This is a genomic window from Nisaea sp. (assembly GCF_017640745.1).
GTDB lineage: Bacteria > Pseudomonadota > Alphaproteobacteria > Thalassobaculales > Thalassobaculaceae > Nisaea.
Genome location: NZ_JAEPQA010000002.1, coordinates 169,607 through 181,513 on the forward strand (window position 1 = coordinate 169,607; position 11,907 = coordinate 181,513).

9 protein-coding genes are annotated in these 11,907 nt (G+C 64.9%); 8 read left to right on the top strand and 1 reads right to left on the bottom strand.

Annotated features, from left to right (window positions below):
* Positions 1–6: 6 nt before the first annotated feature.
* Entirely contained in the window at positions 7–1,149 is a 1,143-nt protein-coding gene (queG, locus tag JJ959_RS02680; protein ID WP_292879720.1) for a tRNA epoxyqueuosine(34) reductase QueG, read from the top strand.
* A gap of 43 nt (positions 1,150–1,192) precedes the next feature.
* Here the strand turns inward: queG and JJ959_RS02685 are convergent, their stop codons facing one another.
* Positions 1,193–1,660, bottom strand: a complete 468-nt coding sequence (locus JJ959_RS02685; protein ID WP_292879721.1) for a PAS domain-containing protein — start codon at positions 1,658–1,660, stop codon at positions 1,193–1,195.
* 220 nt (positions 1,661–1,880) lie between these two features.
* Here JJ959_RS02685 and JJ959_RS02690 point away from each other — a divergent pair, with 220 nt between their 5' ends.
* The 7 genes from JJ959_RS02690 to addB are packed head-to-tail and all read left to right on the top strand — an operon-like array spanning position 1,881 to position 11,907.
* Positions 1,881–3,302, top strand: coding sequence for a pyridoxal-dependent decarboxylase (locus JJ959_RS02690; protein WP_292879722.1), 1,422 nt, complete (start codon positions 1,881–1,883; stop codon positions 3,300–3,302).
* A gap of 18 nt (positions 3,303–3,320) precedes the next feature.
* Positions 3,321–4,001: a DUF4286 family protein gene (locus JJ959_RS02695; RefSeq protein WP_292879723.1), complete on the top strand. Its 681-nt coding sequence runs from the start codon at positions 3,321–3,323 to the stop codon at positions 3,999–4,001.
* Between the two features lie 52 nt (positions 4,002–4,053).
* Positions 4,054–6,543 (top strand): PAS domain-containing sensor histidine kinase, encoded by a 2,490-nt coding sequence (locus JJ959_RS02700; RefSeq protein ID WP_292879724.1) that lies wholly within the window; start codon positions 4,054–4,056, stop codon positions 6,541–6,543.
* Entirely contained in the window at positions 6,540–7,076 is a 537-nt protein-coding gene (gene tsaE, locus JJ959_RS02705) for a tRNA (adenosine(37)-N6)-threonylcarbamoyltransferase complex ATPase subunit type 1 TsaE (RefSeq protein WP_292879725.1), read from the top strand. Before JJ959_RS02700 ends, tsaE begins: the two co-directional genes overlap by 4 nt.
* Entirely contained in the window at positions 7,069–8,106 is a 1,038-nt protein-coding gene (locus JJ959_RS02710; protein ID WP_292879726.1) for a phosphotransferase, read from the top strand. Before tsaE ends, JJ959_RS02710 begins: the two co-directional genes overlap by 8 nt.
* Before the next feature lie 16 nt (positions 8,107–8,122).
* Complete coding sequence (locus JJ959_RS02715; RefSeq protein ID WP_292879727.1) at positions 8,123–8,887, top strand: nucleotidyltransferase family protein; 765 nt, start codon at positions 8,123–8,125, stop codon at positions 8,885–8,887.
* A 23-nt stretch (positions 8,888–8,910) separates the two neighbouring features.
* The gene (gene addB / locus JJ959_RS02720) at positions 8,911–11,907 is read left to right on the top strand and encodes a double-strand break repair protein AddB (RefSeq protein ID WP_292879728.1); all 2,997 of its coding nucleotides are present in this window, start codon (positions 8,911–8,913) and stop codon (positions 11,905–11,907) included.

An 11,907-nucleotide genomic window follows, 5' to 3' on the forward strand; every position in this document is an offset into this window, starting at 1 on the left:
GCGCGGATGGAGCCGGAACGGCGGATCAAACCAGAGCAGCGCATCAAGGACGAGGCGGCCGCCATCGGGTTTTCCGCTGTCGGCATCACCTCCGCCGAGGTTGGCACCCGCGAACAGGACCGGCTCCGCGAGTTCGTCTCGAACGGCGAACATGGCGACATGGCCTGGATGGAAACCCATCTGGAGCGCCGCATCGCGCCGAAGGCGATCTGGGAAGGTGCGCGCTCGGTCGTCGTGCTGACCCAGAATTACGGCCCCGATCACGATCCGATGGAGAACCTCGCGGCGGCGGATCGTGCGAACATCTCCGTCTATGCCCGCAACAAGGACTATCACGACCTCATCAAGAAGCGCCTGAAGCGCCTCGCTCGCTGGATGGTCGAGCAATATGGCTGCGAGGTGAAGGTCTTCGTCGACACCGCGCCGGTGTTGGAGAAACCGCTCGCCGCGCAAGCCGGGCTCGGCTGGCAGGGCAAGCACACCAACATGGTCTCGCGCGAACACGGCTCCTGGGTCTTCCTCGGCGAGGTCTTCACCGACATGGAGCTGGCGCCGGACGCTCCCGAGAGCGACCGTTGCGGCAATTGCACCCGCTGCCTCGATATCTGCCCGACAAACGCCTTCCCGCGGCCCTACGCGCTCGACGCGCGGCGCTGCATCTCCTACCTGACGATCGAGCACAAGGGGCACATTCCCGAGGAATTCCGGGAGGCGATGGGGAACCGTATCTATGGCTGCGACGACTGTCTCGCAGTCTGTCCCTGGAACAAGTTCGCGGAAACCTCGGCGGAGGCGGCCTTCGCCGCGAGGCACGATCTCGACCTGCCGCCGCTCGCGGAGTTTCTCGGTCTCGATGACGAGGCGTTCCGTGCACGGTTCAGCGGCTCGCCCATCAAGCGGATCGGCCGCGACCGGTTCCTGCGCAATGTTCTGATCGCCTGCGGGAACAGCGGGGACGTCTCTCTGCTGCCGGCTGTCGAAGCGCTGAGATCCGATGGCGCCCCGATTGTCAGGGCGATGGCGGTCTGGGCGCTGGGACGCCTCACGGAACGTGATGCCTTCCTTGCCTTGCGCGAGGCTGCGCTCGGCAGCGAGGAGGATCCGGAGGTTCTCAAGGAATGGGATAAAAAAGGGACGGTCCGTCCCTAGATAGCGCTAACGAGCGAGCAATTGCGGGAGCTTTGTCTCGCAATCACCAGTTCGGGAACATCGCGAGAAACACCTGATCCGCGCCCCGTTGTCTGTTCTCGGCAACGGGCATCAGCAGTTTCGTCGCGGTACGGTACTTCTTCTGATAGATCCGCACGCTGTCGATCGTGGGCGTGGCCGTGGAGTGAACCTCTGCAAGTTCCTCCAGGAACGTTGATCCGAAGGACTGGTCGACGTCCGATGCCCACCGGCCGGTCCAGTCCTGCCCGGTCATCTCGGTGATAAGCGTGCCTTCCAGCCGGTTTTTGAAATCACCGCGAACAGGGTCGTATTGGTAGATGCTGATAAAGCCCAGCCACTCGCGCAGCGCATACGGATTGAACATCGTGCGGTCAGGAACGGGATTGTCCCCACGAGACGTATACCAGTAAGCGAGCAGAGGGAGTGCGCGTGAGCTCATCTGCTCCCGAAAGCTCGTGGCTGTGGTTTCGAGAAGGGCGGTGTTCATCATGCTGGCTCTGCTTTGCCGAATGGGCCCTGTCCTGGCGATAAAAGACCTGGCAAGTGTGAGGACTGACGCGTCGAGAGAGGCTGACCGTTGGAACGCTTCTTCTATGGGGATTCCGCTAAAATTTTATTAATCTGAGCGAAGCCGCTCGCTGCGCGGCTGTGGCGCTGGCCTTTTCATGCGGCTAGACTCCTGAAATCTGAAATTTGCGTTTGTCCAAACGATGTCCCCTGAAGAATTCCGCCGCCACGCTCACAGCTTCGTCGACTGGATGGCCGATTACATGGAATCGGTCGAGCAGTACCCGGTACGGGCGCAGACAGCGCCGGGGGATATTGCCGCCACGCTTCCCGACCTGCCGCCGGAAGAGGGCGAGGCGATGGAGCGGATCTTCGAGGATTTCAAATCCGACGTGATTCCCGGGATCACCCATTGGCAGCATCCCCGCTTCTTCGCCTATTTCCCGGCCAACAGCTCGCCGCCGTCCGTGCTGGCGGAAATGCTGACCGCGACCCTTGGCGCGCAATGCATGCTCTGGCAGACCAGTCCGGCGGCGACCGAGATGGAAACCAAAGCGCTCGACTGGCTCCGGCAGATGACCGGGCTGCCGGAAGGGCTCACCGGCGTGATCCAGGATTCGGCTTCAGGCGCCATACTCTGCGCGCTGCTGACCGCCCGCGAGAAAGCAACCGGCTGGAAGGCGAACGAGAAAGGGCTCGGCGCGCAGCCCAAACTTACCGTCTACACCTCGAACCAGACCCATTCGGCGACAGAGAAGAATGTGAAGATCATCGGTCTGGGACGGGAAAATCTCCGTCTGATCGATGTCGACGAGAACTTCGCGCTGCGCCCGGATCTGCTGCAAGCGCAGATCGAGGCCGATATCGCCGCCGGCTGTGTTCCGGCGTGCGTGGTGGCCTCGGTCGGGGCGACGGGCGTCGGTGCCGTGGATCCGCTCCGCGCGATCGGGGAAATCTGCGAGCGGCACAACATCTTCCTGCATGTCGACGCCGCCTGGGCCGGCACCGCCTGGCTCCTCCCGGAACAGCGCTGGATGCTGGACGGGATCGAATATGCCGACAGCCTGGTCTTCAATCCGCACAAATGGATGCTGACCAATTTCGATTGCTCGGCACATTTCGTGAAGGATCCGGACGCCCTGATCCGAACGCTCTCGATCCTGCCGGAATTCCTGAAGAGCCGGGAGCAGGGCCAGATCATCGACTACCGCGACTGGAGCGTGCCGCTCGGCCGCCGGTTCCGCGCTCTGAAGCTCTGGATGGTAATCCGCTCCTACGGCGCCAACGGTCTGCGCGAGATTGTGCGGCGCCACATCGAGCTCGCTGCCGAACTTGAAAGCTGGATCGCCGCCGAGCCCGATTTCGAGATCGTCGCGCCGCGGTCGCTCGCGCTGATCAATTTCCGCTTCCGGCCCGAAGCCATGCCGGAGGGCGAGGAACTCGACCGCCTGAACGGGACGCTGCTGCAGCGGATCAATGACGATGGACGGATCTATCTCACGCAGAACAAGGTGCGCGGCCGGGCCGCGATCCGCTTCTCCATCGGGCAGACCAACACGGAGCGCCGCCATGTCGCGGAAGGCTGGGATGTGGTGACGGAAATCGCCCGCGATCTGCATCGCTGAAACAGGGAGCGAAATCTCATGGCGTTGTACGGAACCGGCATGCTCATGACCTTCACCGAGGTCGCACCGGAAGACGAAGCCGAATTCAACGAGTGGTACAATCGCGAGCATATCGACGAGCGGGTCTGGATGCCGGGTTTCCATCGGGCGCGGCGCTATGTTGCGGTCGATCCCGATGCGCGCGTGAAGTATTTCGCCAGCTACGAGACCGGCAAGGTCTCCGATCTCGCCGACCCGGAATACATGGCCCGGCTCGCAGAGCAGACCGCCTGGAGCCAGAAGGTCATGGCCGGCTTTACCAAGTTCGACCGCCTGACCGCGTCGATCACCGTCGACAGGACCCACGGCTTCACCGGTTGGCTGGGCGTCACCCGATTCTTCCCGGAAGCGCCGGCGATGAAGCGTCTTCGCGACATGCTTGGAGAGACGGTATTGCCCAAGCTTGGTTCTCAGCCGGATATGCTCGGCGGCTGTCTCGCTGAGAACGATATCGACGTTTCAAATACAGGCCTTAAGGCGCAGGGCAAACCGGTTCCGCCGGGGCAGACACCCGAATGGGTGATCCTGCTCGACGGCGCGACCGAAGCCGCGGTGCGAGAGGCAAACCGAGGATTGTCCGAGGCGCTCGGTGATGCAGGGGTTTCGGCACCCGGTCTCGATCAGACCGTCTACAGTTTTCTCTTTGGGAACAATCGCTAAGCAGAGGGTGTCTTTGCTTGAGCCGAGTCCGATGGACGCGTAACGTGAGATAATGAAAAGGACCGCGATTCTCTTCACCGCTGCCGTCGGCGTGACCGGCGACCTCGTCTTCCGGGTCCCGGAAGCGCGTGCGGAGAGATCCATGGTGGAGAATCTTTCCGACAGTATCGCCGCGATCCCGCTGACATCGGTTGCGCTCGCGTTTCTTCTCGCGCTGGCCATAGGGCTTGCCGCGATGCAGTTCATCTACCGAGGGCGCATCAACGGTCTGCAGGCCGAGCTGGACAGTCTCTCCAATCAGATCGACGGCCGTGATACGGCTCTGCAGAGTCCCCAGGTCGGCCTCATCGGCCTGGTTGCCTCGGACAGCTCCGGTGAGGGATCGGTCCTCCGCCATGTCAGTCCACCGGTCGCCTCCCTGCTGCGGACCGATGCAGGCAGTCTGAATTCGATCGACGCGATCGCGGCATTGCTCTCGGACGGATCGGGCTCGCGGCTGGTGACGGCTGTCTCCAGGCTCATGGCGGAAGGCAAGGCCTTCAGTTTCGAGAGCGGAATCCGCAACGGCGCGCGCATCGTCCGGATCTCCGGAATTCCGATCGATGCCGGAAGCGGTGCCATTGGGCGCGCGACAGTTTCCATCGTCGATATCTCGGAGCTGGCCGGCGCGCGCTCGGCGGCTGAGGACGAAGCCCGGAAATGGCGTCGCAAGACGGAAGACCTGCTCGCTGCCGTCAATCTTCAGACGATCCCGTTCTGGCAGCGCGACGAGGATATGCGGATCCGTTTCGCCAATATCGCGGCAGATGTGATCGATCTCGATTCCGAGCCCGCGCGGGACACGTCCCGCCGGGCGCGCCGTCTCGGCGCTCCCTTTTCGGAAAGTCGTTTCATCGTCGTCGATGGCGAGCGCCGGTTGTTCGAGGTGACCGAGGCACCCGGCACTGCAGGGCGCGGTACGGTCGGCTGGGCCATTGACGTCACGGCGCTGGAAGAGGCGCAGGCGGAAATCGCCAGGCATATCGCGGCCCACGAAGACGTGCTGGAGGGGCTCTCGACCGCGATCGCGATTTTCGGACCGGACAAGCGGCTGAAATTCTTCAACAGCGCCTTCGCCAATCTCTGGGAGGTCGATCCGGCGAAGCTCGACGCCGACCCGACGATCACGGAGTTCCTTGAACTTCTGAGGGAATTGCGGCGGCTGCCGGAGCAGTCGGATTTCCGCGCCTATCGCGATCACTGGAACGGGCTTTTCACGCGCCTCATCGATCCGCTCGAGGATTTCTTCTTCCTGCCGGACGACCGCACCCTGCGCATGGTTGTGATGCCGCATCCTTTCGGCGGCCTCTTCCTCACCTTCGAGGACGTGACCGACCGTCTGGCGCTCGAGCGCAGCTACAACACCCTGAACGAGGTGCAGCGGGAGACCATCGACAACTTGGCCGAAGGCGTCGTCGTGTTCGGCGCGGACGGGCGGATGACGCTGTCCAACCCGACCTTCCTCAAGATGTGGGATCTGGACTCGAACTTCCACGAACAGTCCCTCCATGTCTCGGATGTTCTGGAAGCGATGCGGCCGCTCTTCCCGGTCGTCGAGGAAGCGGTCTGGGAAGACTACAAACAGGAATTCGCCGCCCGTTTCGCCGACCGGTCCGCGGAGCACGGCCGCACCGAGCGGCCGGACGGCACCGCGCTCGAGTATTCCTTCGTTCCGCTTCCGGACGGCGCCACCCTGGTGAACTTCCTGGACGTCACCGACACGCTGAATGTCCAGCGCGCCCTGCAGGACCGGAACGAGGCGCTGGAAACGGCCGACCGCCTGAAGAGCGAATTCATCGCCAATGTGTCCTATGAGCTGCGCACGCCGCTGAACGCGATCATCGGCTTTGCCGAAATGCTCGATGGCGGCTATGTCGGCACGGTCAGCGAACGGCAGAGCGAATACCTCAAGGCCATTCTCGAATCCTCCGGGCGGCTGTCCTCCCTGATCGGCAACATTATCGATCTCGCCTCGATCGAGGCGGGCTACCTCACGCTCGACCCGAAGGAACTCGATGTCCGTGAAGTGGTATCTGCGGCCGTGTCATTGGTTGACGAGAGGGCGCGGTCCCAGAATGTCACGGTGGGCGTCGAATTCGAGGACGGCGTCGATACGATCGAGGCGGACGATCGCCGGCTGCGGCAGATCCTGTTCAATCTGGTTTCCAGCGCCTTGCAATTCACCGAGGCCGAGACGCAGATCACGTTGCGGGTCTGCGCCGACGCGGATCACGTCGATTTTGTGATTCTCGAAGGCGGAAAAGGGGTGCCGGAGGAAATGCGCACCATGCTCTTCGAGGTCTTCTCCGGCGTCGAGCGCGGCGGCCGGGCTCAGGGACCGGACCTCGCCCTGCCCCTGGTTCGCCGCCTTGTCGAGCTGCATGGCGGCGCCCTGTCGCTCGAGCCGGTGGGAGGTGAGGGGCTCTGCATCAAGTGCCGGATGCCGCGCCATGCCGAACTGCCTGAAGCCAATCCTACTTTCGCCAACGAGCTCTCCCTGTGACCGAAGCGTACGTGGCCGCAGGCCTCCATCTCGAAGGACAGGAGCAAACCGAGGCCCTCGCCTGGATCTGCGCCGATCTCGCCGGACCTGGCTGCAGCTTCCTGCTTTCTGGTGGGCTCGGTGCCGGAAAATCTACCTTTGCCCGTGCCTTCATCCGCTATCTCGTCGGCGAGGACGAAGAGGTTCCAAGCCCCACCTTCACCCTGGTGCAGCAGTACGGCCCGATCGATAAAGACGGGCAGGACGTCGAGATCTGGCATGCCGATCTCTACCGGATCGGCGATCCGGACGAGGTTCTCGAACTCGGCCTGGACGAGGCCTTCGAGACGGCCATATGCCTCGTTGAATGGCCGGAACGTCTCGGCAGCTTCGCGCCGCCGGAAGCGGTGGCGCTCCATTTCGAGATATGCGAAGGAGGTCCGGCGGAGGATGGTGATCGTCTGGTCGCGCTTTCGCTTCCGGAGCGCATGCGGCCGGGATTTGCGGAGGCCTTCGCTGAAGCCGGGTTTGAGGTCGTTTGGACGAATGAGTGACACTATCGCATCGGGTCCGCGCGCGCTCGCACGCCGGACTTTCTGGGAAACTGCCGGCTGGTCCGACGCGACCGAAAACGCACTCGCGGCCGATGCCTCTTTCCGGCGCTATTTCCGTCTGACGCGCCCGGACGGCAGCCGTGCGATCGTCATGGATGCGCCGCCGGAGAAAGAGGACGTTCGTCCTTTTGTCGCGGTCGCGGAAATCCTCGAGGGTTTCGGCTACAGCACGCCCCGGATCGTGGCTTCCGATCTCGCGGACGGCTTCCTGTTGCTCGAGGATCTTGGTGACCTGACCTACACGCGGGCGCTCGCCGGGGGGTATGGGGAGCGGGAGCTCTACTGCCTCGCGGGAGATCTGCTCGCCGATCTGGCCCGACGCGATGCGACTCCTTACGCGGACATCCTGCCGCCCTACAGCGACGAGAAGCTGCTGCAGGAGACCCTGTTGTTTGTCGACTGGTATCTCCACCCGGGTGTCGGCCTTGCGATCGGCGAGGGGGCGCGGGACGCCTATATCGAGGCCTGGAAAGCGGTCCTGCCTGCCGCACGTTCGGGGCCGGACGTGCTGGTGCTGCGCGACTTCCATGTCGACAACATGATGGTGCTCGACGGACGGAAGGGGATCGCCGCCTGCGGTCTGCTCGATTTCCAGGATGCCGTGATCGGACCTGCGAGCTACGACCTCGTCTCCCTGCTGCAGGACAGCCGGCGCGACATCGTGCCCGAGATCGTCGGCGAGGTAATGCAGCGCTATCTCGACGCGGTGCCGGAACTCGGCGACCGGGCCGGTTTCGAGCGCTCCTACCGGGTGCTGGGCGTGCAGCGTGCGCTCAAAGTGTTCGGAATCTTCGCGCGGCAGTCCGTGCTCTACGGAAATCATGGTTATCTGGTGCATATCCCGCGTCTCTGGCGTCTCACGATGGAGAATTTCTCGGACGACGCTCTTGCACCGGTACGGGATTGGATCGAAAAACACGTGCCAGACGATTACCGCGTGACGCCGCCGCCGGGCGGCCGCGCGCCTTGAGGAACATCCGACTGCCATGCTGCTCACCAGACTGAAGACGAAAAAGGTAACGATCCCGGAGACCGCGATGATCCTCGCGGCCGGCAAGGGGACGCGCCTGGCGCCGCTGACGGACAAGACGCCGAAGCCGCTGATCGAGGTCGACGGCAAGCCGCTGATCGATCACATCCTCGACCGGGTGGTCGCCGTCGGCGTGAAGAAGGTTGTGGTGAACACCTTCCATCTCGGGGAGCAGATCGAGAAGCATCTTGGCGGCCGCGCGGATATCGAGATCGTTTTCAGCCGGGAAGACGAGCTGCTGGAGACCGGAGGTGGCGTTGCGAAAGCCCTGCCGCTGCTCGGCGATACGCCGTTCTTCGTGATCAACGGCGACAGCCTCTGGGTCGATGCGATGAAGCCGACCCTGGCGCGGCTCGCGGAGGCGTGGGACGGCAAGGCGATGGACGCATTGCTGATGCTGCATCCCTTCTCGCGCGTGCCCGGCTGGCACGGCTATGGCGATTTCACCATGGATCCGGAAGGCCGGCTGACGCGCCGCGAGGAGCGCCGTGTTGCGCCTTATGCCTATATGGGCGCCTCGATCCTGCACCCGCGTCTTTTCGAGGGTGCGCCGGAAAGGGCCTTCTCGCTCAACCTGCTTTACGACAAGGCGCAGGAGGCCGGGCGGCTCTACGGTGCCCTGCATGACGGTCTCTGGTACCATATCAGCACCAACGAGGATCTTGAGACGGCGCGGCATCTCTATGCCCAAGGCCACGTTCCGGACGTGCCGTTCTTCTGAGACCCACCACCGGGGGAGGCTCCATGGGGATCGGCGGGCTCTATGCCATCGCGGCGACCGACGGCTTCGCCGACACGCTGGCGCGGGGCCTCTGGCAGGAGGCGGGCGAGGATCCGATGGTGCTCGCCCGAATGTCCGTGCTGCTGCCGACCCGGCGTGCCGTCCGCACCCTGCGCGACAGTTTCCTCCGCCTCGGCAACGGGCGGCCGATGCTGCTTCCCTCGCTGCGCCCGGTCGGCGACATCGACGATGACGAAGGCGCTTTCGGCGGCCTCGACGGCGCAGTTGCGGCAGGCGACCTGCCGCCTGCGGTTCCGGGGCTCCGCCGCCAGCTCCTGCTGACGCAACTCGTCCAGCGCTTTCTCGAACGCAAGGACAGCGGCTCCGCGATCCATGCCGCCGGGGTCGATCATGCGGCGCTCTTGGCAGGCGAACTCGCGCGCTTTCTCGATCAGGTCCACACCGAACAGGTGAGCTACGCGGGCCTCGCCGGGCTCGCGCGCGAACGTTATGCGACGCACTGGCAGGAAGTGCTTGAATTCCTGTCCATCGCAAGCGAGTTCTGGCCTGCCATGCTGGCGGAGGAAGGCGCGATGGAAGCGCCGCTTCGGCATGCCGCGCTGGTCGAAAGGCTGACGGCGCTCTGGGCTGCAAACCCGCCCGAGGATCCGGTGATCGTCGCCGGCTCGACCGGCAGTATCCCCGCGACGGCGCGCCTGATGGGCGCGGTGCTCGGCCTGCCGCGCGGCTCCGTCGTGCTGCCTGGGCTCGACAGGGACGCGGATGCGGCGACCTGGAGCGCGATCGAGGGTGACAGCGGCCATGCCCAGCACAATCTCGCGCTGCTGCTGCAGCGTCTCGGCAGGACGCGCGAGGAGGTGCAAGTGTGGCCGGTCGCCGGTGAACGGAAGACCCATTCAGCACGGGCGCGGCTGATCCAGGAAGTCCTGCGCCCGGCCGAGACGACGGAAGCCTGGCGGCGGCTCGCGGAGACGGATCAGGAACTGCTCTCCAGCGGGACCGAGGGACTGTCGGTGCTGAGCTGCCCGAGCCATCACGAGGAGGCGGAGACCATTGCGCTGCTGCTGCGCGAGGCGCTGGAGGACCAGACCCGCACCGCCGCGCTGGTCACGCCGGACCGCGCGCTCGCCCGGCGGGTGAAGGCGGCGCTCAGGCGCTGGGAGGTCGAGGTCGACGATTCCGCCGGCCAACCGCTCGCCGCGACCCTGCCGATGACCTTCTGGCTGGCGACGGCGGACATGGCGGCGGAAGCCTGCGCGCCGGTGCCGCTGCTCGCCGCCCTGAAACATCCGCTCGCCGCCGGCGGCATGTCGCAGCCGCGCTTCCGGCGCAGGGTGAGGACGCTTGAGCGCGAGGTTCTTCGCGGCCCGCGCCCGGCGCCGGGACCGGCAGGGGTGCTCGCCGCGGTCGACGAGGCGTTCGAAGCGGAGGACCGCGACGACATGCGCTCCTGGATCGACCGTCTCGCCGAGCCGATCACGTTTTTCTCCGAATTGCTCCGCAGTGACGAGATCTCGCTGATCGATCTGCTCTCCGCCCATAATGCGGTCGCCGAGGCGCTGGCGGCGACGGACGAGGAGAGCGGCGACAAGCGGCTCTGGGCGGGAGAGGCAGGCGAGGATGCGGCGAACTTCCTCGCAGAACTTGCGGAATCCGCCCGCGATTTTCCGCGTATCGACGGCCGCGACTATCTCTCCCTTCTGGAAGCTCTGCTGGTCGGGCGGGTGCACCGGCCGCGCTACGGCACCCATCCGCGCCTCGCCATCCTCGGCCCGCTCGAAGGCCGCTTGCAGCAATACGACCTGCTGATCCTCGGGGGACTTAACGAGGGCACTTGGCCGCCCGATCCTGGTGCCGATCCCTGGATGAGCCGTCCGATGCGCGCCGAGTTCGGCCTGCCGGCGCCGGAGCGCCGCATCGGACTCTCCGCGCACGATTTCCAGATGGCCGCGTCCGCCCCGGAAGTGGTGCTGACCCGGGCGGAGCGGGTCGAGGGTGCGCCGACTGTCGCCTCGCGCTGGTGGTTGCGCATGGAGACTGTCCTGCGTGCGCTGCAGTTGACCGAAAAGGTGCGCCTGCCGGTCGCGGACTTTCCGCACTGGCAGCAGGCACTCGACCTGCCGCGCAAGGTCGATCCGGTGAAGCCGCCGACCCCGCGTCCGCCGCTCGCCGCCCGTCCGCGCCGCTTCTCCGTTACCGAGATCGAGACCTGGGTGCGCGATCCTTATGCGATCTATGCCAAAAAGGTCCTCGGGCTGCGGGCACTGGACCCGCTCGACGCCGATCCGGGCGCGGCGGACCGGGGCACGATGATCCACCGGGCGCTGGAGCTCTTCACCAACGAGTTCCCGAAGGATATCCCGCCGGGCGCACTGGAGCGCCTGATCGAGATCGGGCGGGGCGAGTTCGCGCGCGAAATGGCGCATCCCTCGGTACAGGCCTTCTGGTGGCCGCGCTTCGAGCGTATCGCCGAATGGTTCGTCGAAACGGAGCGGGTTCGCCGGTCAGGCATTGACGCGATCTGGACCGAGAAAAAGGGTCACGTGGCCATCCGTGGGCTGCGGGACCCGGTGGACCTCAATTGCGAGGCGGACCGGATCGAGCGGCTCGCTGACGGCGGCTTCGCGATCGTCGACTTCAAGACCGGGGCGCCGCCGACGGAGAGCCAGGTCACGGCCGGTTACTCGCCGCAGCTCCCGTTGGAAGCGCTGATCCTCTCGATGGGCGGGTTCGACGGGCTACCGGAAGGTGCGGTCGAAGCGCTCGAATATTGGCGTCTCAGCGGGGGTGATCCTGCGGGCGAGCGCAAGGCGATCAAGGCGTCTGTCGAGACCCTCGTGACCGAGGCCGAGGAAGGGTTGCTCAACCTGATCCGGACCTTCGACGACCCGGAAACGCCCTATCGCTCACGACCGGCGCCGGAATATGCGCCGCGCTATTCCGATTACGAGCATCTGGCGCGGGTGAAGGAATGGTCCGCCGGCGGGGAGCTCTCCTGA

What these genes read in the sequence shown, in the direction of transcription:
- queG (WP_292879720.1), top strand. Translation starts at nt 7, where the DNA reads ATGGAGCCGGAACGGCGGATCAAACCAGAGCAGCGCATCAAGGACGAG.
- JJ959_RS02685 (WP_292879721.1), bottom strand. Translation starts at nt 1,660, where the DNA reads ATGATGAACACCGCCCTTCTCGAAACCACAGCCACGAGCTTTCGGGAG.
- JJ959_RS02690 (WP_292879722.1), top strand. Translation starts at nt 1,881, where the DNA reads ATGTCCCCTGAAGAATTCCGCCGCCACGCTCACAGCTTCGTCGACTGG.
- JJ959_RS02695 (WP_292879723.1), top strand. Translation starts at nt 3,321, where the DNA reads ATGGCGTTGTACGGAACCGGCATGCTCATGACCTTCACCGAGGTCGCA.
- JJ959_RS02700 (WP_292879724.1), top strand. Translation starts at nt 4,054, where the DNA reads ATGAAAAGGACCGCGATTCTCTTCACCGCTGCCGTCGGCGTGACCGGC.
- JJ959_RS02710 (WP_292879726.1), top strand. Translation starts at nt 7,069, where the DNA reads ATGAGTGACACTATCGCATCGGGTCCGCGCGCGCTCGCACGCCGGACT.
- JJ959_RS02715 (WP_292879727.1), top strand. Translation starts at nt 8,123, where the DNA reads ATGCTGCTCACCAGACTGAAGACGAAAAAGGTAACGATCCCGGAGACC.
- addB (WP_292879728.1), top strand. Translation starts at nt 8,911, where the DNA reads ATGGGGATCGGCGGGCTCTATGCCATCGCGGCGACCGACGGCTTCGCC.